Annotated in this window: 13 protein-coding genes; 10 read left to right on the top strand and 3 right to left on the bottom strand. The window is 42.0% G+C overall.

Annotated features, from left to right (window positions below; genetic code table 11):
* Positions 1-13: 13 nt before the first annotated feature.
* The gene (locus VXM68_RS11475) at positions 14-1,030 is read right to left on the bottom strand and encodes a FecR domain-containing protein (protein ID WP_312332651.1); all 1,017 of its coding nucleotides are present in this window, start codon (positions 1,028-1,030) and stop codon (positions 14-16) included.
* A gap of 83 nt (positions 1,031-1,113) precedes the next feature.
* The gene (locus tag VXM68_RS11480) at positions 1,114-1,704 is read right to left on the bottom strand and encodes an RNA polymerase sigma factor (RefSeq protein WP_367208803.1); all 591 of its coding nucleotides are present in this window, start codon (positions 1,702-1,704) and stop codon (positions 1,114-1,116) included.
* Between the two features lie 622 nt (positions 1,705-2,326).
* On the opposite strand from VXM68_RS11480, the gene VXM68_RS11485 reads away from it, so the two are divergent.
* From VXM68_RS11485 to VXM68_RS11500, 4 genes are all read left to right on the top strand, one after another.
* Positions 2,327-4,588: a GH92 family glycosyl hydrolase gene (locus tag VXM68_RS11485; RefSeq protein WP_367208804.1), complete on the top strand. Its 2,262-nt coding sequence runs from the start codon at positions 2,327-2,329 to the stop codon at positions 4,586-4,588.
* A 219-nt stretch (positions 4,589-4,807) separates the two neighbouring features.
* Entirely contained in the window at positions 4,808-6,079 is a 1,272-nt protein-coding gene (locus VXM68_RS11490; RefSeq protein ID WP_367208805.1) for an erythromycin esterase family protein, read from the top strand.
* Positions 6,080-6,083: 4 nt separating this feature from the next.
* Positions 6,084-6,989 carry an ABC transporter ATP-binding protein gene (locus VXM68_RS11495; protein ID WP_293953434.1) on the top strand — a complete coding sequence of 302 codons (906 nt, stop codon included), beginning with the start codon at positions 6,084-6,086 and terminating at the stop codon, positions 6,987-6,989.
* On the top strand, positions 6,982-7,752 hold the full coding sequence (locus VXM68_RS11500) for an ABC transporter permease (protein WP_367208806.1): 771 nt from the start codon (positions 6,982-6,984) through the stop codon (positions 7,750-7,752). Before VXM68_RS11495 ends, VXM68_RS11500 begins: the two co-directional genes overlap by 8 nt.
* Positions 7,753-7,773: 21 nt before the next feature.
* Here VXM68_RS11500 and VXM68_RS11505 read toward each other — a convergent pair whose 3' ends face one another.
* On the bottom strand, positions 7,774-10,527 hold the full coding sequence (locus VXM68_RS11505) for a substrate-binding domain-containing protein (RefSeq protein ID WP_367208807.1): 2,754 nt from the start codon (positions 10,525-10,527) through the stop codon (positions 7,774-7,776).
* A 292-nt stretch (positions 10,528-10,819) separates the two neighbouring features.
* Here VXM68_RS11505 and VXM68_RS11510 point away from each other — a divergent pair, with 292 nt between their 5' ends.
* From VXM68_RS11510 to VXM68_RS11535, 6 genes are all read left to right on the top strand, one after another.
* A complete protein-coding gene (locus VXM68_RS11510; RefSeq protein WP_367208808.1) occupies positions 10,820-12,142 on the top strand; it encodes a sugar porter family MFS transporter in 1,323 nt (440 codons plus the stop codon).
* A 199-nt stretch (positions 12,143-12,341) separates the two neighbouring features.
* On the top strand, positions 12,342-13,292 hold the full coding sequence (locus VXM68_RS11515; protein WP_367208809.1) for a carbohydrate kinase: 951 nt from the start codon (positions 12,342-12,344) through the stop codon (positions 13,290-13,292).
* Between the two features lie 86 nt (positions 13,293-13,378).
* Positions 13,379-16,504: a SusC/RagA family TonB-linked outer membrane protein gene (locus VXM68_RS11520; RefSeq protein WP_367208810.1), complete on the top strand. Its 3,126-nt coding sequence runs from the start codon at positions 13,379-13,381 to the stop codon at positions 16,502-16,504.
* A 43-nt stretch (positions 16,505-16,547) separates the two neighbouring features.
* The gene (locus VXM68_RS11525; protein ID WP_367208811.1) at positions 16,548-18,230 is read left to right on the top strand and encodes a RagB/SusD family nutrient uptake outer membrane protein; all 1,683 of its coding nucleotides are present in this window, start codon (positions 16,548-16,550) and stop codon (positions 18,228-18,230) included.
* Positions 18,231-18,273: 43 nt separating this feature from the next.
* A complete protein-coding gene (locus VXM68_RS11530; protein WP_367208812.1) occupies positions 18,274-19,386 on the top strand; it encodes a hypothetical protein in 1,113 nt (370 codons plus the stop codon).
* A 75-nt stretch (positions 19,387-19,461) separates the two neighbouring features.
* Positions 19,462-21,066 (top strand): glycoside hydrolase domain-containing protein, encoded by a 1,605-nt coding sequence (locus VXM68_RS11535; protein WP_367208813.1) that lies wholly within the window; start codon positions 19,462-19,464, stop codon positions 21,064-21,066.
* The last annotated feature ends 36 nt before the right edge of the window (positions 21,067-21,102 follow it).

Below are 21,102 nucleotides of genomic sequence, written 5' to 3' on the forward strand. Positions count from 1 at the left end.
TAGGTTGATATTTTTAAAATAATTCGAATTGATTTTTCCCCGTTTTTTTAATTTGAAAGTAGTTGACAGTTTGTAATGCTTTAAGAATATTTTCGAGTTGTTCGTTTTCGAATACCGCTGAGTAGCGTTTGCTGGCTATCGCTTGATTTGTAATTTTGATCTCCACCCCGTACATGCGTTCCAGTTTCAATGCGATATCAAGTAATCTCTCTTCTTGGATTGTCATACGATTTAATAACCATTCAGTTTCTAAAGCAGAACCATCGTTTTCAGCGATAACGAATGGCTGTATAGCTACAGACATCGAAGATGCTGCAGATTGATGGACGCTGGAGGGCGATGCCTCTTTAGATTCAGCTGTTTTTGTGATCACAAATTTTTGTTTGGGCTTTAAGATGAATTTCTGAGCGTTGGCTCCTGTTTTCCAGATCGATACTTTTCCACGCACTAAAGCTGTTTCGGCCTCATTTTCTCCCGCATAATCACGTACATTGAAGGCAGTCCCTAAGACACTAATTTCCATTCTCGGTGTATGAATAAGGAAAGGTTTAGCAGGATCTTTTTTGACATCAAAAAATGCTTCCCCGATTAAAGTCACTTCGCGTGTGCTTGAGTCTTTGAATGAAGCAGGATATATTATTTTGCTGGAGGCATTGAGTGTAACTTTTGTTCCGTCTTGTAATACAATTTGACGCTGTTGTCCATCCGATAGGGTGATCTCTTGATTGTTGGGCGCTTTTGTTTTGTATAAATATACGCCAGCAAATGCTATACACAAGACGGCAGCGGCGGCGGCAATTTGGGATAAACTGAAAGAGCGTTTCTTTCCAACCGATAATCTAGCCATGATACCGCTATGGATACGATTTTTTAAGGCGTGCTGCACTTCTTCAGGAAGTGTTTTGAGCAAACTCGGCCGTGATGAGAATGAATCGAAAAATCGCTCTACGGTGTCGATCTCTTGCGAATTGGCTTCGCCCTTTAAGTATTTGTCAATGAGCTTTTCAAGCTCTTGGTTAGGATATTGCATAGGATGAGTACAATGTTCACTACAATAGTGTCCCTGAGGGGGGAATATGTACTAGTGCAAAACTTATTTTATTTGTAAATTGCTTATTTACAGTTGAATAAAATTAAAAGAAGAGTCAGGAAATGCTGGATAACAAGTTTCTTCAGTTTGTGTATTGACACACCAAGATGATTTTGGACTGTATTTTGGGATGTTTCCGTTAGATCGCTGATTTCTTTTGTGGTGAGTCCGTCCAGATACCGCATTTTAAAGATTTCTTTTCTTTTTTGTGGAAGATTGGCTACCCATTGTTCAATCAAAGATTTTAGATCCTTTTCGTCGTACAGGTCTCCCGCTGTATTATTTTGTTTTTGGTAGTATGAGGAATTTTCTTCAATAAGTGCTGTTCTTCGTCTATTTTTTTTATATGTTTCGAAAACTTTGTATTTCATGCAGGTAAAAAGGTAGGCTTCCACATTGTGGATGTCTCTCTTAGAGCCGTGTTTCCAAAGGTCGATAAATATGTCTTGTACAATTTCCTCACAGGAAGCTAGGTCCTCAAGCCGTTTATACGATTCATCTAACAGTACTGACCAATACTTATCATATAAAATGTTGAAAGCCGCTAAATCGCCTTCTCCAAGCCCAATCAGTAAGCTTTCGTCGTTTTGAGATGCATATTTATCGTTTTTCATGATATTTGAAGTGTGAAGCCGACTTCCTCCAAGCTATATACCTTTTAAAGGAATTTACTTTTTTCAATTATACTCATTTAATTAAATAAGGACAAGGTGTATCGGTATTTTTTACTTAGTTATAATCAATTTATTGACCATTAGTTGGAGTGCTTTAAAGCCTTTAATATACTTTCGCGATCAGATTTTTTTAACACAAAGAGCTGCCTTTTTAAGTTTTTATCAGTAACATCAACAATGATGGTTAAAGCAAATGACATGCTTAGGAGGGTTTACATTCATAACAAATTGGTCTTTAGTTTGTATTGCTATCAAAATTAGGTTGAATAAAACTAAAATAAAATCCACATTCAATTTTTCGAATAAATTATTAAATAAGCATTTATCTGTATCGGTTGGCTGAATATTACATAGTTTTTTCAATAGATTACAATAAAAATTCTGTTTTTATACCCACCTTTCGAATTTAAAATGTCATGACAATTTAAAAGTGAACATAGTCGTTTGTCGATAGGCCGCAAATAATCGATGGGCACGAAGACGATATGTTGCCAAAAAAAATTAACTTTAAAGGCGGAACAATTGTTTCGCCCTTAAACCATCGAACACTTAATTGTTTAAAATGCTAACGAAGAATATCAAACGTAAAACCAATACATTGTTACGCACAATCTGTTGCTGTTCTCTTCTTTCGGTCAGTATGCTAAAAGGTTTTTCCCAAGGTAAAATGACGAAAGACTATGTGGACTATGTCAATCCATACATGGGGAAAATCAGTCATTTATTGGTACCAACCTACCCAACGGTTCACTTGCCAAACAGCCTTTTGCGCGTGTATCCCGAGCGAGGAGACTATACGTCAGATCGCCTATATGGTTTGCCACTGATCGTCACCAGCCATCGTGGCAAATCGGCTTTCAACCTTAGTGCACTGGTTAAATTGCCCGATCGTTTGAAACCGGTACAACTTTATAGTTACGATCAAGAGGAAATCCATCCGTATGCCTATTCTGTGTTCTTGGATCAAGAGCAAATTCAGGTAGACTATGCGCTGTCGCACCAGTCGGGACTTTATACCTTTACTTTTCCCAACACCTCAAAAAAATATCTTCAGTTCAACTCGCAGCAGGGAAAACTTCAATGGGATGGCAAGGGACTTTCGGGGGTACAGGATATTGGAAATGGTACCCGTGTATATATTTATGCCATTCCCGAGTCCAATCCGATTGCGGTGAAGCGACTGCAGGGCCAACAACTGGAAAATGCAACCGAAGCTGCCGGTAAGAATTCGTGTATGATATTGGAGTTTCGTCAGGCCGGCACTAGCTTGCGCATGAAATATGGTGTTTCATTTATTGATGTCGCGCAAGCGAAAGCCAATTTAAAGCGTGAGATCAGCGATTTTGATCGGCAAAAGCTTGCTGATATAGGACGTAAAATATGGAACGATGCCTTAGGTAAAATTGCTGTGGAAGACGGAAATGAATCTAATAAGCACGTTTTTTATACGTCTTTATACCGTTGCTACGAACGCCCTGTCAATATTTCTGAAGATGGTCGTTATTACAGCGCGTTCGACGGAAAGGTACATCAGGACGAAGGTAAACCTTTCTTTACAGATGACTGGATCTGGGACTCTTACCGGGCACATCACCCATTACGGGTACTCTTGGATCCCAACACAGAATCCATGATCCTCAATTCTTTTGTCCGGATGTCCGAGCAAATGGAGCAGCCTTGGTTGCCTACTTTTCCCGAGATTACCGGCGACAGTAGACGGATGAATTCCAATCATGGCGTAGCAACTTTATTGGATGCTTACCGCAAGGGAGTGCGCAATTTTGATATCAAGAAAGCTTATCTGGCGGCAAAAGGTGCAATTACAGAAAAGACTTTGGCTCCATGGTCGGGTAAACCGGCAGGAAAATTAGACGAATTTTTTAAGGAGAAAGGCTATATTCCAGCATTGTACCCAGGAGAGAAAGAAACGATACCAGAAGTAAACGGTTTTGAACGGAGACAACCGGTCGCAGTAACCTTGGGTACCTCTTACGATTTATGGTGCTTGGCACAGCTTGCTCAAGAATTGGGTATTCAGGCTGATTATGATCTCTTTATGAAGCAATCTTTCAATTATAGAAATCTTTTCAACGAACAGACCAAATTTTTCCATCCCAAAGATGACAAAGGAAATTTTATCATGCCTTTTGATTATGTGTTTTCTGGCGGACAGGGAGCACGGGAATATTACGGTGAAAACAATGCCTGGATCTACCGCTGGGATGTGCAGCATAATATTCCTGATCTGATCAAACTGATGGGTGGGAACGAATCTTTTGTCAAGTACCTTGATGAGATGTTCCAGCAGCCTTTGGGGCGTTCAAAGTTTGACTTTTATGCACAGCTTCCAGATCACACGGGAAATGTCGGACAATTTTCGATGGCAAACGAGCCGGCTTTGCATATTCCTTATCTATATAACTATGCTGGACAACCTTGGATGACACAGAAAAGGATACGCAAGCTGATCGGGGAATGGTTTAGAAACGATTTAATGGGGGTGCCGGGAGATGAAGACGGTGGTGGAATGTCTGCTTTTGTGGTCTTTTCCCAAATGGGCTTCTATCCGGTTACACCGGGTTTGACGTCCTACAGCATCGGATCTCCATTTTTCCAGAAGGTGAGCATACAGCTTCCTAATGGTAAGTCTTTTGTTATTATCGGCAAGAATGCATCGGCAAGAAACAAATACATTCAGTCGGCGAAATTGAATGGAAAGGAGTTGAATGTTCCAAAGCTGACCCATGCCGATTTGCTGAAAGGTGGCACATTGGAGTTTGTGATGGGGGATAAAGCAAATCGAAATTGGGGAATAGCAGAGTAACATTGTTTTATTCTAAAGCTATATTTTAGAAGCAAGCAAGCAAGGCGGTTAAGTGTTATACTCACTTAACCGCCTTTTTATTGTCATGTTATATTTCTAATTTTTTTTGTGTAATTTTTTATGGAAAAAGAAAAAATGATCATCATATATTAAAATACGTCCTACTTTAGCGTAATACGCAGTAGATAGATCAATTATGAATTATATAAACTGAGATAAATGAGAAGTGTTCTATGCGCACTTGCGGTAACGATTATCTTAATCTTATCGTTTAATAAACTTGTTTATGATGATATGCCCGTAGCCAACGCTACGATAGTATTGAACGAAGTAAATCGTCATAAACAAGACGTCAAAAGTATCTTAATGACCGATAGTAATTTTTCGGATTTAAGTTTTTTTGATGCTATGCTAAAAAACAATAGAATCCTGATGTTGGGCGAAATGATGCACAATGATGGCGAAACTTTTAAAGCGAAAGCCAGGATCATTCGTTATCTCCACGAACATCTGGATTATGATGTTGTTTTATATGAGGCAGGGCAGTATGATATGTGGATGATGAATGCACAGATGGATACCCTGATGGATAAGTCGCAGGAAAAAACGATCGGTGGTACTGGACTATTCGACTTCTGGTGGCAAAATCAGGAAAATCAGCCCCTCTTAACGTATTATAAAAAAACAAAATCAACAGAGCGTCCAATGATCCTCGGCGGATTTGATATCCAATTTTCAGGCAGGGGCTTATCAAATATACGCGTAAAATTATTGGAAGATTTCCTGCTTAAAAACGGGATAGATTCGACCAAATATCCGTTATTGAAAAAAAATAGCAACAGGCTGGAGTATCTAACTTATGAACCTTTTGCCAATAAGCATCTCGATGCGAATCAAAAGAAACAATTTCTAGCAGAATTTGACGGGTTGAGCCGTATGATCCGGGGGCGTAAACCAGACGCGGAGCAGCTGATATATAGTCGATACCTGTCAGATATGAAAAATAACTTTGACAAATCTTGGCGCTATAAATCAGGATCAATGCAGAGCATGCATTTTAGGGATTCCCTGATGGCAGAAAATCTAATCTATCAAATCGATTCCGTCTATGCAGGTAAAAAGATTATTGTCTGGTGTGCCAATATCCATAGTTTTTCTGCTCCGTACAACAAGGAATATGTTCCTCTCGGTGCTTATATAAAAAACAGATATGGGAATCAAGCTTACAGTCTAGATTTTACTTCCTATGGACGATATGATAAAACTGGCCGTGTTGTCGATAGAGTGGGTAAGTTGGCCGTGGAAAATGTATTTCATGCCACTAAATCACCCTATTTCTTTTTGGATCTTCGTCAGTTGCCCAACAATAGCATGTTAAAACAACGTTTTAGTTCAGTCATTAATCAGGGGATTGATGAAGAAAGAAAATGGCACGAGTTTATCGATGGCATTTTCTATATCGATATCAATAAAGCTCCAATTTACCGCTAACAGCATGGAAAGTATCTTAACACAACAACTTAGCTTTAAAATAGGCGCAAAAACAATCTTGGATAATATTAGCCTACAAGTCCCAGACAGGAGTATTTATGGATATCTCGGCCGAAATGGGGCGGGAAAATCCACAACAATCAAATTGCTTTTAGGTCTTTTGGAGGATCAGGCAGATACGATTTTTATTCAGGGAAATAGTTTAAAGGCGCATCCCATAGGTGTTTATGCCAATGTTGGAAACTTGATTGAGGCCCCATGCTATTATACGAAATTGACCGTTTTTGAAAATTTAAAGTACTTGGATATCATCCACAAAAAAGGCAACAAACGCATTGATGAAGTATTGGAAATGGTAGATCTTCATCGGGAAAAGAAGAAAAAAGCCAGTGCCCTGTCCATGGGGATGAAACAGCGGCTGGGAATAGCGATGGCGATTTTTCATGATCCGCAATTGCTTATCCTGGACGAACCATTAAATGGTCTCGATCCACAGGGAATTGTCGAAACGCGCAATTTGTTTTGTCATCTCAACGAACAGGGAAAAACGATCTTTCTTTCGAGTCATATTTTGAGTGAGCTTGAAAAAATAACGACACACATTGGTATCATTGAAGGTGGGAAAATGATTTTCCAGGGAACCAAACAGGAGCTGCTGGGACAGGTTGACCGAGAAGTGTACCTACGTACAGCCAGTCCCGAAGCAACAGCTTCGGTTTTGCGAAATAACGGGTTTTCTGGTGTTAAAACCGATGGAGAAAGCATTGCCGTCACTATCGGCGATGATCTGCAATTTGGTCTTATGATCAAATCTTTGGTCGAAAAGCAGATTGATATTTATGGATTGGAATCCCGTAGTGCTGATCTTGAACAAATTTTTATAAACCTTATCACTCGTGTAAATGGCTAATACATTCTATACCGCTTTCTTGTCGGAAAAGTACAAACTCCTGCGCAATAGGGAGATTTTTGGGGTACTGATCGTTCCTATGGTGCTCGTTTTTGCGATTGCCGGTTATATTATTTATGATGTTATAGATTCAGGAGGGGCAGTGACGGTTCCTAACCCTTGGAAACTTCTGCTTGGCAGATATGTTTTTCAGTTTTTTTACCTGCTCTATCCCATCCTTGTTGCTTTATTCGTCTATGCCTGTTGTGATGTCGAGTATAAGAATAACAATTATAAAATACTCTTTACCCTACCCATCAGTAAATCGAATATTTTCTTTTCCAAAGCCGTCTTTATTCTGTTGACCTTACTGTTTTCAATACTCTTTGCTTACGCTGCATTTCTGATCAACGGCTATTTGCTAAGTCAGATTTACCCTGTACTTGGTTTCCAGAATTATGACTATAGACAGGTGATTTTTTATACTTTTCTGAAGCTTTTTATCGCCCTATCAGCTATTGCGATGATCCAGCTGGCTTTGAGTTTGTTGTTCCGAAGTTTTATTTACCCGATTGGGTTAGGGATGTTTATGTTGGTGTTTTCAGTGCTGGTGGCGCAAAAAAGATTTTCGGATTTTATACCTTATACAGGGGCCTATAATGCGGTAAGGAATATCTTATCCGAGAATGATTCCTTTGCACGGCTAGACTATAGCAACATGCTGATGCTCGTCATATTTCTATTGATCAGTTTTTACTTATTCAAGCGGAAAGGACAGTTTTAATTTGTAGGCACAGCTGATCGCCTATTTTTTGTCAAGTTCTTTTTTATAAGTACTTGGGGACTGGCCATATTTCTTTTTAAAGGCCGAAGCGAAATAGGATGCTGAGGAAAAACCGACACTGCTAAATATTTCATTGATGTTTAGTCCTTCAGCCATAAGGCTTTTGGCTTTCTTTAATCTTCGTTCGATAATGTATTCGTTGACACTGCAGTCAAGTAACTGTTTGACTTTGCGGTAGAGCTGCACGCGGGAGAGGTTAAGCTCGTTGGCAATACCGTCCACACTCAATCGCGGGTCTGATAATTTGGATTCGACAATCGCGGAAAAATTGTTCAGAAAACGTCTATCGTTATCATTGACCTGCTCAGCTTGAGCGCTATCAAACTGTTCCACATTGCTGCTATATTTTTCTTTAAGCTGATGGCGTGACTGTAGGATGTTTGAAATGCGTGTCCGCAGTAATTCGGCATTGAAAGGTTTAGTAATGTAGTCATCGGCCATCAATTTACTTCCTTCGAGCATTGTATCCTCATTGGCGAGTGCACTCAGTAAGATGACGGGAATATGTGCGGTCTGATAAAATGCTTTGATGTCTTTTAGAATATCCAGACCGCTACCATCAGGAAGCATAATATCCGTAATGACTAGATCTGGAAAATGTGTCTTCAACATTCCATTGGCTTGTTGCACATCCTTTGCCAGAAAGAGATTGTAATCCCTTTCTAATAGGGAGCGGAGATAATCTCTGATTTCATCATTGTCTTCGACGACCATAATACTTTTTGACTTGTTGGATCGAAAAGAAAGATTGTTGTCTACCATCTTTCCTGTTGTCTCCAATATGTCGTCTTGTTGAAACAGCGGTTTTTCTCGCTTGTCGAAATCGGCCAGTTCAGCAGGCTCGTAGTGACTATTTCCAATTGGCATACGTAGGGTGAATATCGATCCATGGCCGGGTTTGCTACTCACAGTAATTTGGCCATGATGCAGTTCGATGATCTGTTTGGTGTAGGCGAGGCCGATTCCGGAGCCATTACGACTACTGGCGCCCTGATAAAAAGGATCAAAAATATGCTCAATATCACTTGGGGCAATCCCTAGGCCATTATCCAATACACGTAGATAGAAATAGTCTTTGAAATTGTTTTCTTCCAATAAAATTTCAATTCTGCCACTTGCCGCTGTATGTTTGATCGCGTTGGACAATAAATTGGATAATACCTGTTCCATCAGGTATTCGTCCATCCAAACCTCTTTCAAGCTTGTTTTGTTGACATAACTGACGGAGATCCTGTTTTTCTTAAATAAGGGTTTGAAACTACCTATTACCTGCTGAATAAATGGGTCAATGTAAACGATGGCCGCATGTAGCTTAATCTTCGATTTACTGATACGATGGATATCAATAAGGTCGCTGACCAAACGTTGTAATTTTTTTGCATTCCGTTTGATGCGTGACAACTGTTCTCTGACCTCTTCGGTAAGATCTTTTCGTAATTCAAGGTCCTCGATAGGCGCGATGATAAGGGTCAACGGAGTTTTAAATTCATGCGAGATATTGGTAAAGAAATTATTTTTGATTTCTGCCGCTTGCTGAATTTGACTGTTCATTTCGACGATCTGTTTTTGTTGTGCAAGAATCTCGCTATTCTGGATTTCCAGGTGTTTGTTCTTTTCCCAGTTGCTTCTGATCACGATAATAGAAATTCCCCCAAAAACAACAGCCAGGACCAAGCTAACGACCAATACATTAAGAACGGACTTTTGGCTTTGGTAAATCTTATTCTGTTCCGTAATGAACTCCTGCCTTTTGTCAATATCGAGCTGCTGTTGTTTTATTTTATCCGACTGCAGGGCAAGCAACTCCGCGTTGGTTTTATCGATGACAGAGGTTGCGAGTATATTCTCGCGGCGGTAGTTTTGGTGGTTGATGATAGCCAAGGCCGTTCGAATGGCTTCAGCCCCGCCAGTGGGATAGAGTATGGAGGCAAACATTTTGCCCTGTATGATCTGTTCAAGGCCATTTCCGGGACCAGGAAGAGCATCAACACCAATTATCTTAATGTGCTTTTTGATCGCCGCTTCGTCCAATGCTTTTTTTACCCCCATGGCCATCTGATCATTGAATGTAAAGATGATATCACTCTGGCTCATGACGTTTATATGCTTACGCATTTCCAGATAGGCTTTATTTTTCTCCCAGCCGCCGTGAATGACGCCGCTCACCCGAACCGCTGTGGCATCTCCAATTTGCTGCATAAAGCCTTTTTCACGCTCTATTGAAGCCGAGGTGCCCGATAGCCCTGTGACTAATCCGACCGAACCCTTTCCTTGTAAAATCGTGCGGCTATATTGGCCGGCCAGTTTCCCGATGGCGAGATTGTCGGCGCCCACATAAGCATTATATTGGCCGGAGGACGTCTTACGGTCCGTTACGATGACAGGTATGTTGCGTTGGAATACAGAGTCCACAATTGGTGTGAGTGGCTCGGCCTCATTTGGGGATACAATCAGAAGATCGATATCCTGTTTGACTAGTTCGCGAATTTGATTGATCTGCACATTATTGTCGCCATGTGCGTCGCGATAAAGAAAGTCAATATCGGGATTGAAGGAAAGTTCTCTTTTCATTTCCTCGAGCATCGTTTGTCGCCAGGCATCGTTTCCGATACACTGCGAAAAAGCGATAACCTGCTTTTTCTTCCGGACCATTGGTTGACATCCACAAAAAAGAAGCAAGGTCAATATGCCACTAAAAATGAAATATTTTCCCATGATTTTTTCCCCTTAAATATCCGAATATACATTATTTAGATTTTTTGGGGCAACAGTAGTAGTGTTAGTGTATATTTTACACCAAAACAAGGGCCTTCAAAAATGTATCATTTTCTAAATTTTATGTTTAAAAATTGAAAGTTTTGAAAAGTAAATTGGATGTAAGTGTTAGATTTTTAGTGTTTTATCATTTTTGAAAAAATGTTACATAAATAAATGTTTTTGCAAAGTCCAAATTTAAGTTAAGATGAAGCACGTGTTAAATTTGGATTAATCAATTATAGATCATCACATGAACAAAAACACGGTATTAGCTTGGTCCTTTGTAGTGGCTTTAGGCGGATTTTTATTTGGATTTGATACAGCGGTTATTTCGGGGGCAGAAAAGGCCGTCCAGGAGCATTGGCATTTGAGTGAGTTTCAGCATGGACTGACAATGGCCATCGCCTTGATAGGTACAGTTGTCGGTGCAGCTTTGGGTGCACTGCCTTCCGATAAATTGGGCCGTAAAAATACCTTATTTGCTGTTGCAGCCCTTTACTTTATTTCAGCGATTGGTAGCGCACTGGCGAATGACTGGACGATATTTATTTTATTTCGCTTTTTAGGTGGGATAGGTGTTGGCGTGTCTTCGGTAACTGCACCAATCTATATATCAGAAATCTCCCCGGCAGCATCGCGGGGTAAGTTGGTAGGGCTTTTTCAGTTCAACGTTGTATTGGGTATTTTGATAGCCTATTTGTCCAATTATTTTATCGGTCAGGTTGGCGAAGAGTCCTGGCGCTGGATGCTAGGGGTGCAATGCTTTCCATCGTTGTTATTCTTTTGTTTGATCTTTCTCATCCCTGAAAGTCCGAGATGGTTGCTCCTACACAGGGGGAATTTGGCCGAGGCAACACGGATTATGAAAAAAATTAATTCAGATGGTTATGAGCTGGAAATTTCAAAAATTCAGGAGTCCAAAAGCAATACCACAGGGGAGGGCAAACTCTTCGTTCGCGAAAATGCCAAACCTATTTTATTGGCCTTTTGTTTTGCGCTGTTCAATCAAGTTTCAGGTATCAACGCGATTATATATTATGCGCCGCGTGTATTTGAAATGGCTGGTTTGGGCTCGCAAAGTTCATTGCTTTCGACAGTTGGTATAGGGGTTGTCAATTTTATATTTACATTGCTGGCCATCAATTTCATCGATAAGGTCGGCAGAAGAAAATTAATGTTGGTGGGCTCGATCGGGCTGATTGTTTCATTGGCACTCGTTTCCCATGCTTTTTATACCAACCAAACGACGGGTTTTGCGATCACAATCTATCTGATGAGTTTCATTGCCTTTTTCGCATTCTCGCAAGGTGCGGTGATTTGGGTGTTTATTTCGGAAATTTTTCCGAATGATGTACGTGCCAAAGGGCAGACATTTGGTAGCTTGACACATTGGGTGATGGCGGCGATTATCACCTTTTGTTTCCCGGCCTTGACGGAAATGCTCGGCGGCGGCGGTACCTTCTTGATCTTTGCCCTATTTATGGTGCTGCAGCTTGTTTATGTGCTCAAGTTTATGCCGGAGACAAAAGGGAAATCATTGGAAGATCTTGGGCATACCATCAATTTACATTAGTCTTTAGCTGGACTACGCTAATAGACGTCGGAGTAGCTAGGAAGCGACTGACGTCTATCGAAAGTTATTTAATCAAAGACAATGTGATAGTATATTGTGTGTATCTATTGTCAACATTGAATTTAAAGGGAAGTATAATAATCAATTTGTTACCTGGCTTTTGGCGCTCGGCAGAAGCTTTGTATAAAAAGGAGAAAATATGAAAAACGGAGATAAATCAATACAGGGTATTTGTTTTGGCGAGGTTCTTTGGGACAATCTTCCTACAGGTAAAAAATTAGGCGGTGCGCCTTTGAATGTGGCTTATCACCTCAATAAGTTGGGGGTGAAGACGCGTATGCTAACGCGCATAGGGCGTGACGATAATGGTTACGAGCTGCGCAACGTATGTGAAGACCTAGGTATTCCGACCGATTTCTTCCAGTACGATGACTTGTTACCGACTTCAACAGTAGAGGTTTCGATCGATGCAAAACGCGATGTGCATTACGATATCGTTTATCCTGTAGCTTGGGATAGAATAGCGGTGGACAATGTTGTCCTGGACGCCGTTGGGGCGGTGGATTTTTTGGTGTATGGCAGTCTGGCCTGTCGGGATGAAGTAAGTTTTCAAAGCTTGCTATTATTGCTGGAAAAAGCCCGCTTCCGGGTGATGGATGTCAACCTGCGGACACCTTATTTTGGTCCGGAAAAAATACATAAACTGTTGGGATACGCTGATTTTGTGAAAATGAACGCCGAGGAACTGCATGTTATTTCCGACTGGAATGGCGCGACTGATGCCTATACCGATCAACAGCGTGTAGACTTGATCATGGAGCGTTTTGCAATTCAGGAGGCAATCGTAACCTATGGTGCAGATGGAGCGGTATATCATTATAAAAAGGACAATATCAGTTATCATTTTCCAGCTTTGAAAGTTCAGGTTGAAGATACCATCGGAAGTGGTGATTCCTTTTTGGCGGCTTTCCTGACCAAAAGGTTTCAAATGCAGGATGGTGTTCAGCTGGAGGAAGTACTGGAATTTGCTGCGACCTTAAGCGGATTTGTGACACAGAGCCGGGGGGCTTGTCCTGAGTATAACGATTCGGTCATCAATCGATTCCAATGGTTGCATCCGATCTTCAATGGAGCTGAGAAGCAACAGTAGGTAGACTGCTTCTTAAAGAAGCAGTCTACCAGCTATCATAATCAAATAATCAATCTAAATAATTAACCATTTACTTATAACCAATTATGTTTACAAGACAGAAAGCAATGCTGCTCCCGTCTTTGGCACTTTTTTCTGTTGTCGCATTTGCGCAACAGAGTGAAATCCGGGGAAGAATTACGGATAGTGGGACAGCAGCACCTATAGTAGGGGCATCTTTAGTGGTGAAGGGAACCACAATAGCCACCAAGACAAATGAAAAGGGAGAATTTGTCCTTCAGACTTCGGGCAATCAGGGTACATTGGAAATAAGCTATGTCGGCTATGCCTCCCAGACGATTGCTGTAGCAGGAAGAAAGTTCCTCGATATTCAGCTTGCACCTACCGAAAAAGGGCTTGATGAAGTGGTCGTTACGGGATATCAAACAGAACGTAAGAAGGATTTGACGGGCGCAGTGAGTGTTGTTAATGTTGCTGAGATGATGAAGGCTCCAGAAAATAACCCGATGAAAGCGCTGCAAGGAAGGGTAGCTGGTATGACAGTAACTTCGGATGGTAGTCCGAGCGGAGCGGCAACAGTGCGTATGCGCGGAATCAGTTCCATCAACAGTAGTCAGGATCCCTTGTATGTCATCGATGGAACCCCTACACAGGGAGGAATGCATGAACTCAATTCGAATGATATCGAAAGTATCCAGGTTTTAAAGGACGCTTCTTCGGCGAGTATCTATGGCTCGCGCGCAGCGAATGGGGTTATTGTCATCACAACAAAAAAAGGAAAGCTAGGTGCCCCTAAACTTACAGTAGACGCCTATGCCACCAGTACCCATTTTAATAACCGTATGAAAGTGCTGGATGCCCAACAATATGGTCGTGCTTTGTGGCAGGCCACCATTAATAATGGCGGAAACCCCAACGGAAATAATATTGGTTATCAGTTTGAATGGAATAACGACGCAAATGGCGTACCTCAGCTCAAAACTGTTTTTGTTTCCAAGTATATCGACCGTGAACATACCATGTACGCTTCCGATACCGATTGGTTTAAGGAAGTTTCAAAACCGGGATTGCAACAATCTTACAATGCGACATTAAGCTCCGGTACAGAAAAATCCAGTTCCTTTTTCTCCTTAGGTTATTTGCACAACAATGGGACACTCCGTTACACGGATTTCCAGCGGATATCAGCCCGGATGAATGCCGATTATAAATTGTTTGATGGACGCCTGGTGGTGGGCGAGAATTTTACGGTAAACAATACCGGTGAAGTGCAGGTACCCGGCGATGTGCTTGATCTTTCGTTAAAAGCATTACCCATTATCCCCGTTCATACAGTAGATGGAATGGGTTGGGGGGGACCGGCGTTAGGAATGAACGACCGTCATAATCCCATGCGAGTACTTTACGACAATCGGAACAATAAATACAATTATTGGCGGTTGTTTGGAAATGCCTATGCCGATCTACAGCTTATAAAAGGTCTGCATGTCCGCACCAGTTACGGTTTGGACTATAGTAATTTTTACAAACGTAATTTGGAAGTATCCTATCGTTCGGGATTTATGAATAGCAGCCGGAGTGGGGTTAATATGGAACAGTCCCATGGAATGAAGTGGACTTGGTCCAATACGGCGACATATCGGAAAGAGATTGATAAACATACCCTAGATGTGCTTGGCGGTATGGAAATGAACCGTCAGAATGATATCAATTTTAATGCCTATACCGCCGGAGATGGCGCTTTTTCCATAGAGACACCTGAGTATATGTGGCCAGGTGTGAGTACGGGCACTGCGGCAGTAGGAGGTGGCTCTACGGGATTCTCGCTGTTATCCTATTTTGGAAAGGCCAATTATTCCTATGATGACCGCTATCTGGCTTCCTTCACCGTGCGGCACGATGGCTCTTCCCGCTTCGGTAAAAATAACCGCTTTGCAACTTTCCCGGCGGTAACAGCGGGGTGGCGGATTTCGTCCGAGCGTTTTATGGCAAGTACAAAAAACTATATTTCGGACCTCAAGCTGCGTGCTGGATGGGGGCAGACAGGTAATCAAGGGATAGGTAATCTGGCTACCTATGCGTTGTTCGTTCCCGAATATGGTGTTGCTGACCCCACATGGAACATCGTGGATGGCACAGCATACGATCTCTCGGGCGCAGGAACCGGGAAATTACCATCGGGATACCGCAAAATCCAAACAGAAAACAATGATCTGAAATGGGAAACCACAACGCAGACGAATATAGGCTTGGACTTTTCATTGTTTAATCAAAGTCTATATGGTTCGATTGACTGGTATGTCAAAGCAACCAAAGATATGTTGATCAATCCAGCCTATATCGGTGTGGTCGGAGAGGGCGGTTACCGTTGGGCGAATGGTGCCTCCATGGAAAATAAAGGTTTGGACCTATCGGCTGGATATCGCAATAAAACATCGTTTGGACTGGATTATGATGTGATGGCTGTGTTCTCTACCTATAAAAACAAGGTGACACATTTGCCCGAAGCGGTAGAAAACTCCTATGGAGGTCGTCAGGGGGATAATATTATCGGCCGGCCGCTGGGATCATTCTATGGCTATGTCACCGACGGTATTTTTCAGAATCAGGACGAAGTGGATGCGCACGTCAATCAGACCGGTAAGGGGATAGGGCGTTTACGTTACGTCAACGTCTATGATGCGGACAAGCAGATTACGGATATGGACCGTACCTGGATCGGTAGTCCACATCCTGATTTTTCCTATAGTCTCAATATTGTGCTGAAATATAAAGGGTTTGACCTATCGGCATACTTTCAGGGGGTACAGGGGATAGATGTCGAAAACTGGCTGAAAAAGCAAACAGACTTCTGGAGCGTGGATGACGTCAATTCCAATAAAGGCCTTCGGTTGCTGAATGCATGGACACCACAAAATCCAACGTCGACGATTCCGGCCTTACAAACGACAAACAACAATGACGAGGGCCGCCTGTCAAATTACTTTATTGAGAATGGATCTTATATGAAACTCCGGAATCTGTCTCTGGGCTATACCTTGCCAACAGCAACAGCCTCACGCCTGCGTATGAGCCGGCTAAGGATCTATGTGACCGGTCAGAACCTATTTACCGTTAAGTCAAAGAATTTTACAGGTGTAGATCCTGAAAATGTAGGTTGGGGGTATCCAATTCCAACGACCTGGACAGCTGGAGTAAATATTGGATTTTAAAAAGGGAGAAATAAGGCTATACACTTATAAATAATTTATACGGATGAAAAAAATAACCACCAAAATAGCGATACTTATGGTTCTTGCTGGACTACTTCCGGGATGTACCAAATTTTTGGATCAAACACCCAATGGTGTACTGAGCTCCGATCAGGTTAAAGAGCCAGAACGATTATTGACAGCGACCTATGCTGCTTTGGGCAACGATCATTATGATGTCCCTTTTAGCTTATGGCCCTATGGTACGGTTCGCTCGGACGATGCTTATAAAGGCGGATCGGGACCACAGGATATCCAGACCTTTCATTTTCTTGAGGTCTCAAATAACATTACAACCAATTTTGCGGAGTTGGATAAATTATGGTTTCAGTTGTACGTTGCGATTTCGCGTGCGAATACGACAATTAAGACCATACAGGAAATGGACAATTTCGATGGGAAGGAAGAAAAACTGGGTGAAGCACGCTTTCTGCGGGGGCATTTTTACTTTATGCTCAAGATCCTTTTCAAATATGTGCCTTATATCGATGAAAATGTACCGGTAGACAGCTATGAAACCGTATCGAATAGAGCGCTAAGCAACGATGCACTATGGCAAAAGATTGTAGCGGATTTTCAGTATGCGGTAGATCACCTTCCTGCTGTGCAAACGGAGGTCGGTCGGGCCAATCGTATCGCCGCTGCGGCTTATCTTGCTAAAGCTTACCTGTATAAGGGATACCGTCAGGACAATGCCGAACGTAATATGGTGACGGGCATCGATGCGGGAGATTTAGAAAAGGTTATTCAAAATACGGATATTGTGCTTTCGTCGAACCATACGCTAGAAACCGACTTTGCATTTAACTTCTTGCCGGGCAAATATGAAAATGGGACAGAAGCCCTGTTTTCAGTTCAGTTTTCAAAAGATGATGGGACAAAATTTGGGCGTGTTAATTTTTCTGATGTGCTATCTGTACCTATGGGCGTAGGCTGTTGTGATTTCAATAAACCGAGTCAAAGCCTTGTCAATGCGTTTCGTACAACGGGTAAAGGTCTACCACTGGATAATTACAATGCATTGAATAGCTTTAATAGCGCTGAGAAGTACGACCCGAGGTTATTCCATACAGTTGCAATTCCGGGTTTACCCTACAAGTATAGTAGTAAAAGAACATACGAAGAAAGCTGGAATCGCAATCCTGCGGAGTATGCTGTTTATGCCTCGTTAAAAGAAAATGTGGATCCCGACTGCGATTGTTTCGTCCCGATGGTACCCTTCTATGCGAATACAAAGAATCGAATTGTATTGCGCTTTGCCGATGTGCTGTTGATGCGGGCAGAGGCGCTTATCGAGCTGCATCGTTCGTCTGAAGCACTGCCATTGATCAATAAAGTGCGTACGCGCGCAAAAAATAGCACCTCACTTACGGGCTATGCAAATGATAAAACACTGATCGAAACGTACAAAAATGGAGATAATATTGTGTGGAACGAAGAAAATGCCCGGAAGGCCTTACGTTGGGAAAGACGTTTGGAGCTCGCGATGGAAAATGGAAGATTCTTTGATTTGGTACGTTGGGGAATTGCAGACCAGGCCATGAATGCCTATTATGATGCAGAAAAGTCACGTCGATCTTATTATTCTTCGGCACATTTTACAGCAGATAGGAACGAATATCTGCCGATTCCCGAAGCACAGATCAGATTAAGTAAATATCTGTACAAACAAAATCCAGGCTATTAAACAGGCATTTATTGTTGAACGATCAGCATAATCAATTATTCCAATGAACACATTAAACAATTATATAAAATTAGGGATTACTATCCTGTTTATCGGACTTCTCGCTGCCTGCAAGCGTGATGCCGATAGTACCCTCAATTTGAGTACAGATGTAGATGTACTTTCTTTCAAGGTCGGCAATACCGTTGGGAAAGTAGATCAGGCAAAAGGTACCATCCTTGTCATGGTTCCTGAAGGTACAGATCTCTCGGCGGTGGCTCCGACAATTGAATTGCCCAATAATGCCAAGGTTTCTCCAGCTTCAGGGATCGCTCAGAACTTTTCATTTTCTGGTACAACACCGATTACTTACCGCGTGTTTAATGGTAATCTTTTCAATACCTACCAAGTAACCGTCAAAGAGATCAAAGCAGAAATAACGGCATTCCGCATCGGAGAAAAAGCAGGGATCATTGATCAGAAAAATAAAAGCATAAAAATTTACTTACCCCTTGGGACAGACCTAAAGAACCTATCACCTGCGATAGAATTTACAGCCGGAGCGAGCATAACGCCCAATCAGAGTGGGCCCGTAGATTTAAGTTCCCCAATAAAATACAGCCTTGCGTATATGGGGCAGACTTTCCAATACACGGTAACTGCCCTATTGGGTACAGAACCCAAACAAATCCTTATGATTTATAATGGCGAAACCAGCGTTCCACATTTCGACGGGTTAGGGGTGAGTACAGTAGATTCACCTTATCCCAATCCGAAAACCACTGGAATTAATGCGACACCGTTCTGTGCGTCTTTTGTACGGGACAATAAAACTGGTGAAGGCTGGCACGGTGGAGCACTCTGGAATGCAAATAAAGTGACGATCAATCCGGCAGAATACGGGCGTTTCTCGATGATGGTATTGAAAGATGTTGCTGGTGATGTGCAATTGGAAATTCAATCGGATGGCGAACAGAATAAAGATTGGTTGCGTGCCAATTATTCGAAAGATCATGTCGGTGAGTGGCAAGAATTGGTTTTTCAGATTCCTGCTGGAAGAAAGGCTATCATTAACAATATACTGGTAATGCCACATGAGCATCCTAATGGGCAGCCCGTGGCATTTCCTACCCAACGGATGTATTGGGACGAATTGAAGGCATTACCCAAAGAGTAATCGAGAACAAACAAAACAAGTTATTATAAAAACAAAAATGATAGCTAATCAGGGATTAATAGAAAGATTTAAATCATGAGACCAAAGATGTATTTGTTTCCGACAGTATTCTTGCTAAGCTTGTTGACAAGTTGCAAGAATGGGGACGAGAGTTCGACAGGGCTGGATAGGCCCATGGAAATACTGCCTGTGGACAGCTCTACGGCTTGTATTACGGGACAGGAGGTGGGACCCTATCAAAGGTTCTACAGACCCCAGCAGGGGTTTGTGGGCGATCCAATGCCGTACTACAATGCCAACGATAACAAGTTCTACTTGTTTTATCTCTATGAAAATGCCAACAGGCATCCTATCTATAGCACACGGACAAGTGATTACGGAACATTTGAGGGGTATACCGAAGTATTGTCGTCGGGTGCTGTAGGGAGTCAGGATGAATGGATCGGAACAGGAAGTTTTATTAAAAAAGGAACATTGTATTACTGTTTCTATACGGGGCATAACAATATTTTTACGCCTGCGGAAAAGATTATGTTGGCTACGTCAACTGATTTGATGAATTGGACCAAGCAACCAGCGATGGCGCTGCAGGCTGCCCCGGGCTATGATCGAAATAATTTTCGTGATCCACAGGTTTATTGGGATGAAGGCCGCAATGCCTACGTCATGCTGGTCACGACACGAAAAGACGGAAAAGGAATGCTGGCACGTTATCAGTCGACAGATTTAAGCAGTTGGTCTATGATTGAACCGCTCGTTGCGACCACAGGTACAGTAGAGAAATATGGAATCGAAACAGATGCAGAACTATTGGAATGCCCGGATTTATTTAAAATGGGCAATAAATGGTATCTCTTGTTTTCGCGGATCAACCGGGATGAACACCGCAAGACATTTTATCGTGTTGCGGATTCTCCGGATGGCCCCTGGACGATCTGTCGGGATGCCGAAGGTCATCATGAAACCTTTGATGGACTTTATCTTTATTCGGGCAAGACGGCTAGCGACGGTACAACACGTTATCTTTCGGGCTGGTGTTCGACCGGGCAAACAGTAAATAATAACAACGAACTGCCCTGGGCTGGAAATTTAATTTCACACCAGTTGGTTCAGGGAGCTTCAGGACGTTTATATCCTAAAATTCCGGAAGCCCTAAACAGTAAATTCAATAAGGAAGTCGCCTTTGAAAAACTGAGCAATGTTGGTCAAGTTTCCGAATCGAATAAAACCTATAGTTTGACAGCGCAATCGGGCGGAAGAAGTTATGCACAATTTAACCGGAACACTTCATCCGTGAAAGTGACAATGACGATTGATGCTTCCCAATCCAGCAAATTTGGTTTTTCATTTGGCGCATGTGATGATCCGACCGAAGTATATAGCATTGCTTTTGATCTGACTTCATCCAATCGCTGGAATATGCCCGCACTGTTTATGAACAAAGAGGCACGCAATGGCAGCGGAAGCAAAACAGAACTCAATTTTACGCCACTTACAGTACCGACCAACCGGATTTTTAACGTGAAAATTATTATTGAAAAATCGATTGGTATCGTCTATGTGAATGATCGTGTTGCTTTTACCAACCGGATCTATAAAATGGATCAAAACCCTTGGACTATTTTCGCGGATCAAGGAACAGTAAAAGTGAATGGGTTGAAAATCGAAAAATCTTCCTAATAATTGAGACGATATTTGCCTATTGAAGCGAACAAT

This window comes from Sphingobacterium sp. R2, assembly GCF_040760075.1.
Classification (GTDB): Bacteria; Bacteroidota; Bacteroidia; order Sphingobacteriales; family Sphingobacteriaceae; genus Sphingobacterium.